Annotated in this window: 13 protein-coding genes; 10 read left to right on the top strand and 3 right to left on the bottom strand. The window is 68.5% G+C overall.

Annotated features, from left to right (window positions below):
* The first annotated feature begins 16 nt into the window (after positions 1 to 16).
* From efp to QRN63_RS24780, 10 genes are all read left to right on the top strand, one after another.
* Positions 17 to 580, top strand: coding sequence for an elongation factor P (gene efp / locus QRN63_RS24825; RefSeq protein WP_073693684.1), 564 nt, complete (start codon positions 17 to 19; stop codon positions 578 to 580).
* Complete coding sequence (nusB, locus tag QRN63_RS24820; protein ID WP_073693685.1) at positions 573 to 1,040, top strand: transcription antitermination factor NusB; 468 nt, start codon at positions 573 to 575, stop codon at positions 1,038 to 1,040. The genes efp and nusB overlap by 8 nt, the downstream gene beginning before the upstream one ends.
* A gap of 2 nt (positions 1,041 to 1,042) precedes the next feature.
* A complete protein-coding gene (locus tag QRN63_RS24815; protein ID WP_285033623.1) occupies positions 1,043 to 1,582 on the top strand; it encodes a hypothetical protein in 540 nt (179 codons plus the stop codon).
* Positions 1,583 to 1,646: 64 nt separating this feature from the next.
* The gene (locus tag QRN63_RS24810; RefSeq protein ID WP_285033622.1) at positions 1,647 to 3,896 is read left to right on the top strand and encodes a molybdopterin-dependent oxidoreductase; all 2,250 of its coding nucleotides are present in this window, start codon (positions 1,647 to 1,649) and stop codon (positions 3,894 to 3,896) included.
* 367 nt (positions 3,897 to 4,263) lie between these two features.
* Complete coding sequence (locus tag QRN63_RS24805) at positions 4,264 to 5,034, top strand: GntR family transcriptional regulator (protein WP_285033621.1); 771 nt, start codon at positions 4,264 to 4,266, stop codon at positions 5,032 to 5,034.
* Entirely contained in the window at positions 5,031 to 5,261 is a 231-nt protein-coding gene (locus tag QRN63_RS24800) for a 4Fe-4S dicluster domain-containing protein (RefSeq protein WP_061006677.1), read from the top strand. The genes QRN63_RS24805 and QRN63_RS24800 overlap by 4 nt, the downstream gene beginning before the upstream one ends.
* Positions 5,262 to 5,269: 8 nt before the next feature.
* Positions 5,270 to 6,691, top strand: coding sequence for an ABC transporter substrate-binding protein (locus QRN63_RS24795; protein WP_285033617.1), 1,422 nt, complete (start codon positions 5,270 to 5,272; stop codon positions 6,689 to 6,691).
* Positions 6,688 to 7,542, top strand: coding sequence for an ABC transporter permease (locus QRN63_RS24790; RefSeq protein WP_285033615.1), 855 nt, complete (start codon positions 6,688 to 6,690; stop codon positions 7,540 to 7,542). Before QRN63_RS24795 ends, QRN63_RS24790 begins: the two co-directional genes overlap by 4 nt.
* A complete protein-coding gene (locus QRN63_RS24785) occupies positions 7,539 to 8,282 on the top strand; it encodes an ABC transporter ATP-binding protein (RefSeq protein WP_285033613.1) in 744 nt (247 codons plus the stop codon). The genes QRN63_RS24790 and QRN63_RS24785 overlap by 4 nt, the downstream gene beginning before the upstream one ends.
* Positions 8,279 to 10,990, top strand: coding sequence for a fumarate reductase/succinate dehydrogenase flavoprotein subunit (locus tag QRN63_RS24780; RefSeq protein WP_285033611.1), 2,712 nt, complete (start codon positions 8,279 to 8,281; stop codon positions 10,988 to 10,990). Before QRN63_RS24785 ends, QRN63_RS24780 begins: the two co-directional genes overlap by 4 nt.
* Here QRN63_RS24780 and QRN63_RS24775 read toward each other — a convergent pair.
* The 3 genes from QRN63_RS24775 to QRN63_RS24765 are packed head-to-tail and all read right to left on the bottom strand — an operon-like array spanning position 10,936 to position 14,932.
* A complete protein-coding gene (locus QRN63_RS24775; RefSeq protein ID WP_267317278.1) occupies positions 10,936 to 12,372 on the bottom strand; it encodes an amidase in 1,437 nt (478 codons plus the stop codon). The genes QRN63_RS24780 and QRN63_RS24775 overlap by 55 nt on opposite strands.
* Positions 12,373 to 12,380: 8 nt before the next feature.
* A complete protein-coding gene (locus tag QRN63_RS24770; RefSeq protein ID WP_285033609.1) occupies positions 12,381 to 13,679 on the bottom strand; it encodes an FAD-linked oxidoreductase, L-gulonolactone oxidase family in 1,299 nt (432 codons plus the stop codon).
* Positions 13,676 to 14,932: an alanine racemase gene (locus QRN63_RS24765; RefSeq protein WP_502888190.1), complete on the bottom strand. Its 1,257-nt coding sequence runs from the start codon at positions 14,930 to 14,932 to the stop codon at positions 13,676 to 13,678. The genes QRN63_RS24770 and QRN63_RS24765 overlap by 4 nt, the downstream gene beginning before the upstream one ends.
* Positions 14,933 to 14,999 lie beyond the last annotated feature (67 nt).

Here is a 14,999-nt window from a genome sequence, read left to right as displayed (position 1 = left end):
AGGAGCAGTACCCACCGTGGCATCTACCGCCGACTTCAAGAATGGTCTTGTCCTCAACATCGAGGGCCAGCTGTGGCAGATCACCGAGTTCCAGCACGTCAAGCCCGGCAAGGGCCCGGCCTTCGTGCGCACGAAGCTCAAGAACGTGCTGTCGGGCAAGGTCGTCGACAAGACCTTCAACGCCGGCGTGAAGGTGGAGACCGCGACCGTCGACCGTCGTGACGCCACCTACCTGTACCGCGACGGCAGTGACTTCGTCTTCATGGACGCCGAGGACTTCGAGCAGCACCCGCTGCCCGAGGCTCTTGTCGGCGACGCCGCGGGCTTCCTGCTGGAGAACCTGCAGGTGCAGATCGCGTTCCACAACGGCGCACCGCTGTACCTGGAACTGCCCGTCAGCATCGACATCGTCGTGGCACACACCGAGCCGGGCCTGCAGGGCGACCGCTCGAACGCCGGCACCAAGCCGGCCACCCTGGAGACCGGCGCCGAGATCCAGGTTCCGCTGTTCATCAACATCGGTGACAAGCTCAAGGTGGACACCCGCGACAGCAGCTACATCAGTCGGGTCAATGCCTGACCGTCGCTCCGATAAGGGTCGGCACCAGGCGCGCAAGCGCGCCGTCGACCTGCTGTTCGAGGCCGAGGCCCGCGGGATCACCGCCGCCGAGGGCGCGAAGCTGCGCAACGCCATTGCCGACAGCGACCCCGAGGTGTCGGTGCTGAACCCGTACACGGTGACCGTCGCCAACGGCGTCACCGAGCACGCCGCGCACATCGACGACCTGATCTCCGCGCATCTGCAGGGCTGGACGCTGGAGCGGCTGCCCGCGGTGGACCGGGCGATCCTGCGCGTTGCGGTGTGGGAGTTGCTGCATGCGACGGACGTGCCGGAACCGGTCGCCGTCGACGAGGCGGTCGAGTTGGCGAAGACGCTGTCCACCGATGAGTCACCCGGCTTCGTCAACGGCGTGCTCGGCCAGGTCATGCTGGTGACGCCGCAGATCCGGGCTGCTGCGGCGGCGGTCCGGGGCGAGTAGCCGTGGACGAGCCGCAGGACTGGGCGCCCTACTCGAGTGTCTCGGACGCGGCGAAGGTCTATCTGCGCGATCCGGAGCTGGCGCTCGAGCAGCTCCGGTCGGTGGTCGACTTCCGGTCCATCAAGTCCTTCATCATGTCGCGCGGCGCGTCCGAGGAGTCCTGGGGCGACGCCGTGTGGCAGGAGGTCGTCCTCACCGACGGCGAGCGGCTGATCATGTGGCGGGCCGACGACGACGCCAACGGTGACGACGAACAACTGCGCCGCACGTTGGACACCTCGGTGCGGACCATCCTGTTGTCCACCATCACCGACCACATCCTGACCACCCAGTTCGAGGTGCTGGCCGACGGCACGCGGCGCCTGGCCGAGGTGCGGCTGCGGATGTACACCCAGCTGATCACCCGCAGCCGGCAGAAGTCGGCAATCGACACCGACTTCTTCTGTGAGTCGTTCCGGTACACCAAGTCCGTCGACGACGGTGGCCTGGCCCAGATGCAGCGGTTGCTGCAATTCGGCCGGGAGCTTTCACACGCCTTGTAGCCTGTCTCCCGGACATCGGGAGCAATCGTGACCCAGGTCTCAGTAACGCCGTTACAGTCGGATGATGGGAACCGAGCCACGAGTCCTCGCCGAAGTCGGCGAAGACGGACTGCATCTGCACGCCTGCTGCCTCTGTGAAGCCATGTGCGGCTTGGAGATTCAGGTGTCGGGCGGCAAGGTCGCCGGCATCAGGCCGAACAAGGCCGACGAATGGAGTGCGGGCCACATCTGCCCGAAGGGCGCCTCCCTGGGTGCGCTCCACGAGGACCCGGACCGGATTCGCCGGCCGATGATCAAGGTCGACGGCCAGTGGCACGAAGTCGACTGGGACACCGCGTTCCGGCGCTGCACCGAACTGCTGGCGCCGGTCATCGCGAAGCACGGCATCGGCGCGGTCGCCGCATATACGGGAAACCCACTGGCGCACTCGTTTTCGCTGTCGCGGTACGCCGCGATCCTGCTCGGCCTGTCCGGCATGCCGATCACCTATTCGCCGGGCACCATCGACCAGTGGCCGAAGAACCTGTCGTCGCACCTCATGTACGGCAGCTGGTGGGCCTTCCCGACACCCGATGTGCAGCGCACCGACCTGCTGGTGGTGATGGGCGCCAACCCGGCGGCCTCACAGGGCTCGCTCCTGGCGGCCCCCGACATCATGGGCATCATCGGCGGAATCCGTAAGCGCGGCAAGGTGATCGTCATCGACCCGGTCCGGACGCAGACTGCCGCCAAGGCCGACGAGTGGCTGCCGATCACCCCGGGCACCGACGCGGCGCTGCTGCTGGGCGTCATCCACGCGGTGTTCGAAGAAGGACTGGTCAATCTCGGCCAACTGGAGCAGCACCTTGACGGGGTAGCCGAACTGCAGCGCGCCGTGGCCGACTGGTCGCCCGAAAGGGTCTCTGCCGCAACAGGTATCGAGGCAGAACGAATTCGGGAACTGGCCCGGGAGCTGGCCGGTACGCCCCGCGCCGTCGTCTACGGCCGCATCGGCACCTGCAACCAGGAGTTCGGCAGCCTCGCGAGCTGGCTGATCGACGTCGTCAACATCGTTACCGGACACTTCGATGTCCCCGGCGGCGCGATGTTCGCCACCCCGACCGCGTGGACCGTCACCAGCCAGACCATCCCCGGCCTGGAGGATGGGGCGGCGAACTTCGGCCGATACCAGACCCGGGTGCGCGGGGCCAAAGAGGTCATGGGCCAGGTGCCGGTCTCGTGCATGCTGGAAGAGATCGTCACTCCGGGCGAGGGCCAGCTCAAGGCGCTGATCACGGTGGCAGGCAACCCGGTCCTGTCGACTCCGGGCGGCGACAAACTCGACGAGGCGCTGCCGCAGCTGGACGCCATGATCTCGGTGGACCTGTGGCTCAACGAGACGACGCGGCACGCCGACGTCATCCTGCCGGGCGCCTCGGCTCTCGAGCAGGCGCACTCCGCGGACCTGCTGTTGGGAGCTGCCATCAACAGCTTCGCCCGGTACTCGCCGCCGGTGTTCCACCGCGAGGACCCCGATGCGCCGGAGGAGTGGGAGATTCTGATCCGGCTCACCGGCCTGTGCACCGGCACCCCGGCCGAGGACGTCGACGTCGCCGCGCTCGACGACGGCTGGTTCGACTACCTGTGCTTCACCCAGGGACTCGACGGCGCGGAGATCCGCAAGAGGTACGACCACGGCGGCCCCGAGCGCATGCTCGACCTGACGCTGCGGACTGCGGCGTTCGGTGACCGGTACGGCGAGAACCCCGACGGGCTGACACTCGAGAAGCTCAAGGCCCATCCGGACGGCATCAACTACGGACCGATGGTGCCGCGGGTGCCCGAGGTGCTGGGTACCGCGGACAAGAAGATCCGCGTGGCGCCGCAGTACCTGCTCGACGACCTGCCCCGGCTCGCGGCGCGCCTGGAGCGTCCGGCCGACGGGCTCGTGCTGGTCAGCCGACGCCATCTGCGGTCCAACAACTCCTGGCTGCACAACGTCGGCGCGCTGATGAAGGGCCGCGACCGCTGCACGCTGCTGATGCACAGCCGCGACGCCGCCACGCGCGGGATCGCCGACGGCGACCATGCCGAGGTCGCCTCCGGCGCCGGGAAGATCGTCGTCCCCGTCGAGGTGACCGACGCGATCAAGCCGGGCGTGGTGTCCATGCCGCACGGCTGGGGACACGGACAGCCCGGTACCCGCCTCGGCATCGCCAACGCGGCGCCCGGGGTGAACACCAACATCCTGTCGCTGCCGGACTTCCTCGACGAGCCGTCGGGTAACGGTGCACTGAACGGGATTCCGGTGACGGTGTCGGCTGCCGGGAGCTAGCTGCTGCTACTCGAACCTTCCCTGCGTCAGCCAGTACTTGGTCTCCATCACGAGGCACTGATAGACGTCCTGATTGAAGCCAGGTACTCCTTCGGGCCGCCAGCGGTCCCTGAGTTCAATCACCACGGCAAATTGTCATCACGATTGAACTCACGCACTTCGCGGAGTCGAAGGTTATGGCGAGCGTCAGGCTCGATTGGATTCACCGAGATTTGAAATGTCGGGCGATTCCCCGGTGGCGGAATAGCGGTTGAAGTACTGGTTTGTGCAGGTCACGAGCGTTGCGAGGCGGCGCAATACTGGTACCTTCGAACCACCCGATTTGTGGGTGCAGACCTGATCGCCGCTGGTCCCTAGCGTCATCGGCATGCCCGAGTCCTCCCCGTCGCTTCGCTCGCCCCGGGCGACCGATCCGACGCCGCTGCGCCGGCGCGCCGACCGCGCCCGCCAGGTGGCCGACGTGCTGCGCCACCAGGTCCGCGACGGCGTCTACGCGGACGGTCTGCCCGGTGAGGCCGAACTGGTGGCGGAGTTCTCCGTCTCCCGCAACACCGTGCGCGAGGCCCTGGCGATCCTCAAGGCCGAAGGCCTCATCGATCGGGGACCGCGGGTCGGCACCCACGTGGCCCAGCGCAAATACGACCACGGCCTGCACGCTCTGGTCGGGCTCAAGGAGACCTTCAAGGATTACGGCGACGTCCGCAACGAGGTCCGCGCCGCGACGCAGCTGGCGGCGCCGGCAGCCGTGGCCCGCCGGCTGCAGCTGACCCCCGGCGAACCCGTCGTCTTCATCGAGCGGCTGCGCTACCTGGGCGACCTGCCCCTGAGCCTGGACCTGACATACCTCGCGCCCGACATCGGTGCCGCGGTGCTCGAACACTCGCTGGAGACCAATGACGTGTTCGCGTTGATCGAGCAGGTCACCGGGCAACGGCTGGGCTCGGCGGACATTGCGCTGGAAGCGGTTTCGGCCGATCCGCACACCGCGGCCACCCTGGACCTCCCGGCCGGTGGGGCGATCCTCATGCTCGAACGGCTCACCACCCTCGACGACGGCCGTCCCGTCGACCTCGAATACATCCGACTGCGTGGTGACCGAATCACCATGCGCGGCAACCTGTTACGGAGTGAATCATGACGCTGGTCAACAACCAACGAGCCGACGTGCCGGTCACGATCGACGAGTCGCTGTGTATCGAGGGCTGCACCCTGTGCGTCGATGTCTGCCCGCTGGATTCATTGGCCATCAATCCCGACAACGGCAAGGCCTACATGCATGTCGACGAATGTTGGTACTGCGGGCCGTGCGCCGCGCGCTGCCCAACCGGTGCCGTCTCCGTCAACATGCCCTACCTCATCCGCTAAGGACCGCAATGAAACCCACTCGCCTCGCCGCCCTGGCCGCCACGGCCGTCCTCGCCGCCACCGGCTGCTCGGTCGATTCGGCCGGCAAGGATGACACCGCCGTCAACGTGGTCATCGGCTACCAGTCCAAGACCATCAACACCGTCACCGCGGGAACGTTGTTGCGTGCCCAGGGCTACCTGGAGCATCGCCTCGACGACATCGGCGCCAAGACCGGCAAGAAGTACCACGTCGAATGGCAGGACTATGACACCGGTGCGCCGATCACCGCGCAGATGGTCGCCGAGAAGATCGACATCGGTTCGATGGGTGACTACCCGATGCTGATCAATGGGTCGAAGACGCAGAGCAATGAACGCGCCAAGACCGAACTGGTGGCGGCCACGGGGTCCAGCCCCACCGGAGCGCTGAACATGGTTGTGGTGACCCCGGATTCGCCGGTTCAGTCGCTGAACGAGCTGGCCGGGCAGAAGGTGTCGGCCAGCGTCGGCTCGGCCGGCCACGGCACCCTGGTCCGCGCGCTGTCGAAGGTCGGCATCGATCCGAAGACCGGCGTCGAGGTGCTCAACCAGCAGCCGCAGATCGGCGCGTCGGCGCTGGAATCGGGTCAGGTCAAGGCACTTTCGCAGTTTGTCGCCTGGCCGGGGCTGCTGGTCTTCCAGAACAAGGCCCGGCTGCTGTACGACGGCGCCGAGCTCAACTACCCGACCTGGCACGGCGTCGTCGTGCGACGGGCATACGCCGCGGCACATCCCGAGGTGCTCGACGCGTTTCTGCAGGCACAGCTCGATGCCACCGATTTCCTCAACACCAAGCCATTGGAGGCGGCGAAGATCGTCGCGCAGGGCAGCGGCCTGCCGCAGGAGGTCGTGTACCTGTACAACGGTCCCGGCGGCACCCGATTCGACACCACGCTCAAGCCGTCGCTCGTCGATGCGCTGAAAGGCGATGTGCCGTACCTGAAGTCGATCGGTGACTTCGCCGACCTGGACGTCACCAAGTTCGTTGAGGACGGACCGCTGCGCAAGGCGCTGTCGGAGCGCGGTCGCGACTACAACGCCGAGGTTGCCCGTACCGCGAATCCGTCGGTCGTGCACGGTACCGACCCGGTGTGCAACGTCCCCGCCGACAACCCCGCGCTGGCCGGTGAGCTGTGGCTGGACGGTTCGGACACCACGCAGCCCACGGCCAACCCGACCTGCCTGTTGAAGGCGATCCGGGCCGCGGAGGCCAAGGGCGCCAAGGTCCGGGCCGCCTACGTGCCGGATGCCGAACTCGGAACCCGTTGGCTGGCAGACAAATCCGTCTGGGTGCAGCAGGGCACGGACTTCGTGCCCTTCGACACCGATGCCGGCGCCCGTCGCTACCAGGCGGCCCACCCCGGTTCCGCGGTGGTGACCTACCAGCAGGCTCTGGTGGGTGTGGCATGACGGCGATAGCCGCGGTGGCCGCCGCGCCGGCGCGGCCGGCCGAGACCGAGGCATCGCGGCCGCAGGGACCGGCGAAATGGCGAGGCTACGCCGTCAAGACGCTGTCGGTCATTGCGGCCGTGGGCATCTGGCAGCTGCTGACGGCCAATCACGTCCGGTTCTGGCTGCGGTTCGACAACCTGCCGACGGTGACCCAGATCGCCGCGAAGTTCGTCGAGCGGCTGGGCGCCACGCAGTACTGGCTGGACTTGACACAGTCGGTGATCCGGATCGTCAGCGGTTTCGGGCTAGCGGCGGTGATCGGCGCTGCCGTCGGTATCGCGCTCGGCCGGTCGCGGCTGTTCGCCGACGTCGTCGGGCCGCTCACCGAGTTGGCACGGCCGATCCCGGCCATCGCACTGGTGCCGGTCGCCATCCTGCTGTTCCCGACCGACGAGGCCGGCATCGTGTTCATCACGTTCCTGGCGGCGTTCTTCCCGATCATGGTCAGCACCCGGCACGCCGTGCGGGCCCTGCCCACGCTGTGGGAGGACTCGGTGCGGACCCTCGGGGGCAGTCGCTGGGATGTGTTGCGGCAGGTGGTGTTTCCGGGTGTGCTGCCCGGGCTGTTCGGTGGCCTGTCGGTCGGTATGGGTGTGGCGTGGATCTGTGTGGTGTCGGCGGAGATGATCTCCGGCCGGCTCGGCGTCGGCTACCGCACCTGGCAGGCCTACACGGTGCTGGACTACCCGAGCGTCTTCGTCGGCATCATCACCATCGGCGCGCTGGGATTCGGCACGTCGGCCGCGGTGGAAGTGATCGGCCGACGACTGACCCGCTGGCTGCCGCGCGGTGAGGAGAATGGGCGATGAGCGCTGTACTGACTGCCGGCCTGCGCCTCGAACTCGACCGAATCCGGCTGTCCTACACCGGCGAGCCGGTCGTGGACGGCCTGAGCCTGACGGTGCAGCCGGGCGAGATCCTGGTGCTGACCGGCCCGTCGGGTTGTGGCAAGTCGACGGTGCTGCGGGCGCTTGCCGGGCTCCTGAAGCCCGACGCCGGGCGGGTCCTGGCGGACGGCGAGCTGGTGACCACCACGTCGCGGGACCGCGGCATGGTGTTCCAGGACAGTGCGTTGTTGCCCTGGCGCACAGTGCGATCCAACATCGAGCTGGCGCTGCAACTGCGCGGCGTGCCGCGCGCCGGGCACCGGGAGCGTGCCGAGCGCTGGATCGACGAGGTCGGGCTCACCGGGTTCGCGGACTTCCTGCCGAAGAGCCTGTCCGGCGGCATGCGCCAGCGGGTCCAGCTGGCACGCGGATTGGCCGGGGCGCCACGGGCCGTCCTGATGGACGAGCCGTTCGGCGCCCTGGACTCGAAGACCCGCAATGCCATGCAGCACTTGCTGATCGACACCTGGCAGGCCCATCCCACCACCATCGTGTTCGTCACGCATGACGTCGACGAAGCCCTCGCCCTGGGAGACCGGGTGGCGGTCCTCGGCCGCGCCGGCCAGCCGCTGCGCGCGCTGCTGGATGTCCCGAGTCCCCGTGATGCTGATGTTCCCCGCACCGAGCTGCGGGCCGAAATCCTTGGAGCACTACACCAATGAGCACTCTGGAGATTCCAGACCTCGCCGATCCCGTCCGCATCGACTGTGACGTCCTGGTGATCGGTGGCGGTACTGCCGGCACCATGGCAGCCCTGACCGCTGCCGAGAACGGCGCCCAGGTGCTGCTGCTGGAGAAGGCCCATGTGCGGCATTCCGGAGCCCTGGCCATGGGCATGGACGGCGTCAACAACGCCGTCGTCCCCGGCAAGGCCACCCCGGAGGACTACGTCGCCGAGATCACCCGCGCCAACGACGGAATCGTCAACCAGCGCACCATCTATCAGACCGCGACCCGCGGTTTCGCCATGGTGCAGCGGCTGGAACGCTACGGCGTGAAGTTCGAGAAGGACGAGCACGGCGAATATGCCGTGCGCCGTGTACACCGGTCGGGCTCGTACGTGCTACCGATGCCCGAGGGCAAGGACGTCAAGAAGGCGCTCTATCGCGTGATGCGGCAGAAGTCCATCCGGGAGAAGCTGCGCATCGAGAACCGGCTGATGCCGGTGCGCGTGCTGACCGACAACGGGCGCGCCGTGGGCGCGGCCGCATTCAACACGCGTACAGGCGAATTCGTCGTGGTGGGGGCCAAGGCCGTCATCCTGGCGACCGGCGCCAGCGGCCGGCTCGGGCTGCCGGCCTCGGGGTACCTGTACGGCACGTACGAGAACCCGACCAACGCCGGCGACGGCTACTCCATGGCGTACCACGCGGGCGCCGAACTCTCGGGCATCGAATGTTTCCAGGTGAACCCGTTGATCAAGGACTACAACGGGCCGGCCTGCGCCTACGTCGCCAATCCGTTCGGCGGCTACCAGGTGAACGCGCTGGGGGAGCGGTTCGTCGACTCGGACTACTGGTCGGGCCAGATGATGGCCGAGGTCAAGAGCGAGATCGAATCCGCCCGCGGCCCCATCTATCTCAAGGTCACCCACCTGCCGGACGAAACCATCACCGCGATGGAGAACATCCTGCACACCACCGAACGGCCGACCCGCGGTACGTTCCACGCCAACCGCGGCCACGACTACCGCACCCACGACATCGAGATGCACATCTCCGAGATCGGTTTGTGCAGTGGGCATTCGGCGTCGGGGGTGTGGGTCGACGAGCACGCCCGCACCACCGTGCCCGGGCTGTACGCGGCGGGCGACATGGCGTGCGTCCCGCACAACTACATGATCGGCGCGTTCGTCTACGGCGACCTGGCCGGCGAACATGCCGCGTCGACCCTCGCCGATGTCGAAGCGCCCGTGGACCTTCCGCAGGACCAGCTGGCCGAGGCGCACGAACTGATCTACCGGCCCCTGCGGCATCCGGACGGGCCGCCCCAGCCGCAGGTCGAGTACAAGCTGCGCCGCTTCGTGAATGACTATGTGGCGCCGCCGAAGACTGCGACCAAGCTGTCCATCGCGGTCCGCACCTTCGAGCGCATGGCCGAGGAGATCGAGCAGATGGGCGCCCGCACCCCGCACGAGCTGATGCGGACGGTCGAGGTGTCGTTCATCCGGGACTGCGCCGAGATGGCGGCCCGGTCGTCGCTGACGCGGACCGAATCGCGGTGGGGGCTGTACCACGATCGTGCCGACATCCCCGAGCGCGATGACGAGGAGTGGCGCTATCACCTGAACCTGCGCAAGGGTTCGGACGGCGAAATGGAGTTCCTGAAGCGGCCCGTGGCACCGTATTTCGTGCCGGTTCCCGACCTGGATCACCTGCCGTCGGATCACGCGGTGCAGCACATACACCAGCCGGCCCTGGTGGGCGGTAAGGCGCCCGCCACCGCGGGCTCCCGGCTGCGCCCGACCGAACCGGCGACGCCGCCGTCCCCGCGGATCGCAGCCGTGGTGGCCCTGGAAGAGCCGGTGCTCTCCGATTTGGCCGAGTACCTGCAGGACACTGACGCCGGGGTGCGGCGAGCCGCTGTGGCCGTGCTGGTGGAGAACCTGCCGGACGGCTATCAGCCGGACCTGGTCGCAGCACTCGGTGACGATGACGGCGCGGTGCGCGCGGAGAGTGCCGACGCCTTGCGTGAGCTGGTCGAGGTGCTGCCCGATCCCGCGGCGGTCGCCCCATACCTGACCTCCGCCGACCCGGTCGTGCGGGCCGTGACGTTGTACGTCCTGAGCTCGCGCCGCGTTGGTGCGGCCACGGAATACCGTGCCGCGGTGACCGATGCCGATCACCGCGTGCGTATCGAGGCCGTGCGCGCCCTGGTCTCCGTCGATGACGTGGACGGGGTGGCCGAGGCCGCGGACGACGACAATCGCGAGGTGCGGATCGCCGCGAGCAATGGCCTGGCCACGCTCGGGTCCGGCGCGGACACCGTGCGGCGGCTGCTGGCCGACCGCGACCCGCTGGTGCGCGCGGCAGCGCTCGCCGCCTTGGCCGCCGTCGGCTGCGCCGAGCAGGACGTGCCGGAAGTGCAACGCGCGCTTCGGGAATCAGCGTGGCAGATCCGCCAGGGTGCGGTACGGGCGCTGTCCGGCGCGGCGCCGGACGTCGCCGTCGAACCGCTGTCGCGGGCACTGCACGACCCGCACCTGGACGTGCGCAAGGCCGCGGTGCTGAGCCTGACCCGGTGGGCCGATTCGGAGGAGGCGGCCCGGGAAGCGCTGGGCATCGCGCTGGAAGACGGCGACGCAGACGTGCGGGCCTACGCGCGGCACGCGCTGGGCGACGCAGCGCGGCACGCGCTGGCGACCTCCTGAATTCGGGCGAACGGCCGCTCGGCCTCCAGTAGGAAAGCCAGCTCGAGAAGGGTGCGCTCGTCGCCGTAGGCGCCGGACAGCTGGACGCCGACCGGTAGGCCTTCGGGGGACAGGCCTGCCGGTAGCGAGATGGCCGGCGTGCCCGCGATGTTGTTGAGCGGGGTGTAGGCCACATACCGGCGCAGACGGTCGATCAGGGTGGGGAACTCGACCGTCGGCGCGAGGTGGCCGAGACGTGGCGTGGTGTGCGAGAGCACCGGCGACAGCACGACTTCGTGCCGGGCGAACATCTGCGCATACTGGTCGGCGATGCGCCGCAGGCGCAGCAGTGCACCGGGCGTGCGGTGCAGGTTTCGGCGATGGTGCGCGCGCAGCCCCAGGCTCAGGCCGTCGGCCTTGGCGGCGTCGAACGACCGGTCCAGGATCAACCGGCCGGTGCCGACCGCGAGATCGGCCAACAATGCCCAGTATTGGACGAAGTCGTCGGCGAACTGGGCGGTGACCGGCAGCGAGATCGGCTCCACCACATGGCCCGCGGCCTCCAGCACCGCCGCGGTGTCTTCGACGGCAGCGCGGGTGGCGTCGTCGACCGGCTCGCCGGTGACGCTGTCGAAAAGCACGCCGACCCGAAGCGTCCGTTCGGCGGGCCCGAGAACCCGGCCGATGGGGGCGAGTTTCGGATTGCGCCAATGGTTTTCACTCGCGGCGAGGAACGCGGCGGTGTCGCGGACGCTGCGGGTGAGAACGCCCTCGGAGATCATGTTGATGGGCAGATGGCTCGCCTGCTCGCCGTCGCGGTGCCGGCCCCGGCTCGGCTTGAGCCCGACCAGGCCCGCGCAGGCGGCCGGGATGCGGATCGAGCCGCCGCCGTCATTGGCGTGCGCGATGGGGACGACGCCGGCGGCGACCAGGGCTGCCGACCCGCCCGACGAGGCGCCGACCGAGTATTCGGTGTTCCAGGGATTGCGGACCGGCGGCGCGGTCATGTATTCCGTCGTCGCGTTGAAACCGAATTCGGGCATCCGGCTCTTGCCCAGCAGCGTGAGGCCAGTGCTGAGGAGCTGCGTCGCGTAGGCGCCGTCCTGCTTGGCGGGCCGCGCTGTGAAGGCCTCCGATCCGTGCGTGGTCGGCAGCCCGGCGACGTCGGTGTTGTCTTTGATGAAGGTTGGGACGCCGAAGAATTCGGCGGCGGGGTCGGAGCTGTGCCGCGGTGTCTGGTCGCACGCGACGGCCTGCAGTTCGGGGTCGACGAGTTGCGCGCGGGCGATTGCGGCGGCGGCCACTTCATCCGGGCTGACCTGCATGTCGCGGACCAACCGGGCCAGGCCGACGGCGTCGTGGTCACCGAGCGCGTCATCGCCGAAGGCGTGGATCGTGGTCATGTGTGCCCTCATTCTCCGAGTACTCGGTGTAGGTGGTCGTTGGCGAATATCCTTCTGGGATCGAGCTTTTCGCGGACGGCGAGAAAGTCGTCGAACCGCGGGTAACTGTCCCGCAGGTCCGCGGCAGTGCGGTTGTGTATCTTGCCCCAGTGCGGACGTCCGTCGTGGCGGCGCATGATCTGCTCGACCGCGGTGAAATACTCGGTCGGGTCGTCGCGCACGTAGCGGTGTACCGCGATGTACGCGCTGCGGCGCCGGTATGCGGTGGACAACCAGTTCTCGTCGGCGGCGGCGGCGCGGACCTCGATGGGAAAGCCGATGCGCCAATCCCGTTCGGCGATCAGGTTGCGTACCTCGTCGAACGCGGCGCCCACTGACTCGTAGGGAACGGCGTACTCCATCTCGCGGAACCGCACCCGGCGGGGCGAGGTGAAGACGCGGTCGGAGCGCTGGGTGTGCTCACGGTCGGACAGGAACCGGGTGACGGTGCGGTTGAGCGTGGGCACCGCTGCCGGCAGGGCGCTGCCCACGGCACAGATCGCCCCCAGTACACCGTTCTCGATCAGTTCCTCATCGATCCACTGCGCCACCCGGTTGGTGGACTCCAGCGGGGTATAGGCGGGCAGCCGGATGTTGGTCTTGGTGAACGCGGTATCGGTGTGCGGGAACCAGTAGAACTCGAAATGGTCTGTCTGCGTGCAGCGTTCATCGAACGTCGCGACGACGTCGTCGACCGGCTCGACGCGTTCGATGGCATGGATCGCGAATCCGGGCACGCATTGCAGCGTCACCTCGACGATGATGCCCAGTGCGCCCAGCCCGACGCGCGCCGCGGGCAGCCATTCGCTGCTCTGCTCCTCGTCGATGCGGACCAGCTCGCCGGCACCCGAGACCAGGGTCAGGCCGACCACCTGGGTCGCCAGACCACCGAAGGCCAGACCGGTGCCGTGGGTGCCGGTGGAGATCGCGCCGGAGATGGTCTGCCGGTCGATGTCGCCCATGTTCTCGAGCGCGAGTCCGTACCGGGCGAGGAGTCGCGTCAGTTGCCACAGCGGAGTTCCGCCGCCGACGGTGACCCGCTTCCGCTCGCGGTCGACGTCGATCACCCCGGCCAGGGCACCCAGGTCCAGCTGGACGTCAGGTGCGACGGCGATGCCGGTGAAGCTGTGCCCGGACCCGACGACCTTGATGAGCCGGCCGGTCGCGGTCGCGCGGATGACGGCGTCACACACCGCCTGGACTGTCGTGGGTCGCAGTACTTCCGTCGGGTGCGCGGTCTCGCACCGGCCCCAGTTGGTCCAGCTCACAGGAACGTCTTCCCTTCGCCTCGGTAGGTGGGTGCGGTGCCGACGGTCCTGCCGTCATCGACCACGGCGAACGCGTCGATGTGCTCGCTGAGCTCGCCGGCCTTGCAGTGCCGGAACCACACGCGGTCGCCGACTTTCAATGCCGCAGCGGCTTTTCCGGTGACCGGGGTCTGCACCTCGCCGGCCATCTCCGCGGGCAGCAGGCGCAGTCCCGGTGGCCAGACCGGCAGCGGCACCCGGTCCCGGGCCGGTGGTCCGGAGGCGATCCAGCCGCCGCCCAGGACTGTCGCGATGTGCGGCGTGGGTTTGCGCACCACGGACAGCGCGAACGCCGCGGCCGGTGCCGGGGTGAAACCGCGGTACGTGTCGAACAGGTGTGGGCCGAAAAGTCCGCTGCCGGCGGCGATTTCGTTGATCGAGGGATCCGAGGCGGTGAATTCCACGGACCCGGTCCCGCCGCCATTGACGAATTCGAGTTCGGCCACCTGCCGGACCGCTGCCACCGCGAGACCTCGGCGCTCGAGTAGTTCGTCCTTGGAACGGCGCTGCATCCACCGGACCGCCTGGGACCGCGCGGACTGGCCGCGGACATCGTCGCCGACACCGGCGATCTGGGCCTCGTACGACATCAGGCCCACCAGCGTGAAGCCGCCACGGCCGGCGATGGCCGCGGCCAGGTCGCGGGCCTGCGCCGCGGTGTGGACGGGGGAGCGGCGTACCCCGAGGTGTCCGAGTATCGGAGCCCGCCACGAGGCGTCGAGGTCCAGGCAGACGCGCAGGGCCGGGCGCGTCGACGGTGCGGCGACGCTGTCCACCAGATCAAGTTGGGCGAGCGAGTCCACCATGAGCGTCACCCGGGCCGCCAGCTCCGGCGACGACGCCAGCCGGGCGATCGCGGTGTGGTCGGCCGTCGGATAGCCGACGACGACGTCGTCGTGCGGTGGGTGCGCATCGTCGCCTTCGGCCAGCCACAGCGCTTCGGGCAACGTGAACGCCAGTACACCCGCGTAGCCATCGAGGGCCGTGACGGCGTCCAGGATGGTGCGCGAGCGGACCGATTTGGATGCCACCCGGATGGGCGTCCCTGCCGCGCGGCGGCGCAGGTCCCGCACGTTGTGGTGCAGCGCACCGAGATCGACCGCGGCGAGCGGCGCTTCCAGATGGGAAGTTGCGTCAGTCAATGCCGGCCAATACCTGTCCGGGCGCGCCCACGACCCCTCGACAGCAGGCGGCTTCGACAGATCGACCGGCATTGACGTGACCATGGGTCGGGAGCTAACCGCATGTCGCGGGGTGCGCACGAGGGCATCGGTGACCACA

It is taken from the genome of Mycolicibacterium sp. lyk4-40-TYG-92, assembly GCF_030209435.1.
In the GTDB taxonomy this organism is placed as follows: Bacteria; Actinomycetota; Actinomycetes; order Mycobacteriales; family Mycobacteriaceae; genus Mycobacterium.
Note: the sequence above shows the minus strand (reverse complement) of the source record. Positions and strands in the feature narration are given on the sequence as shown.

Excerpts from the sequence above, each read along its gene's own strand:
- QRN63_RS24795 (WP_285033617.1), top strand. The coding sequence starts at position 5,270 with ATGAAACCCACTCGCCTCGCCGCCCTGGCCGCCACGGCCGTCCTCGCC.
- QRN63_RS24800 (WP_061006677.1), top strand. The coding sequence starts at position 5,031 with ATGACGCTGGTCAACAACCAACGAGCCGACGTGCCGGTCACGATCGAC.
- QRN63_RS24775 (WP_267317278.1), bottom strand. The coding sequence starts at position 12,372 with ATGACCACGATCCACGCCTTCGGCGATGACGCGCTCGGTGACCACGAC.
- nusB (WP_073693685.1), top strand. The coding sequence starts at position 573 with ATGCCTGACCGTCGCTCCGATAAGGGTCGGCACCAGGCGCGCAAGCGC.
- QRN63_RS24785 (WP_285033613.1), top strand. The coding sequence starts at position 7,539 with ATGAGCGCTGTACTGACTGCCGGCCTGCGCCTCGAACTCGACCGAATC.
- QRN63_RS24810 (WP_285033622.1), top strand. The coding sequence starts at position 1,647 with ATGGGAACCGAGCCACGAGTCCTCGCCGAAGTCGGCGAAGACGGACTG.
- QRN63_RS24765 (WP_502888190.1), bottom strand. The coding sequence starts at position 14,932 with ATGCCGGTCGATCTGTCGAAGCCGCCTGCTGTCGAGGGGTCGTGGGCG.
- QRN63_RS24790 (WP_285033615.1), top strand. The coding sequence starts at position 6,688 with ATGACGGCGATAGCCGCGGTGGCCGCCGCGCCGGCGCGGCCGGCCGAG.
- QRN63_RS24780 (WP_285033611.1), top strand. The coding sequence starts at position 8,279 with ATGAGCACTCTGGAGATTCCAGACCTCGCCGATCCCGTCCGCATCGAC.
- QRN63_RS24805 (WP_285033621.1), top strand. The coding sequence starts at position 4,264 with ATGCCCGAGTCCTCCCCGTCGCTTCGCTCGCCCCGGGCGACCGATCCG.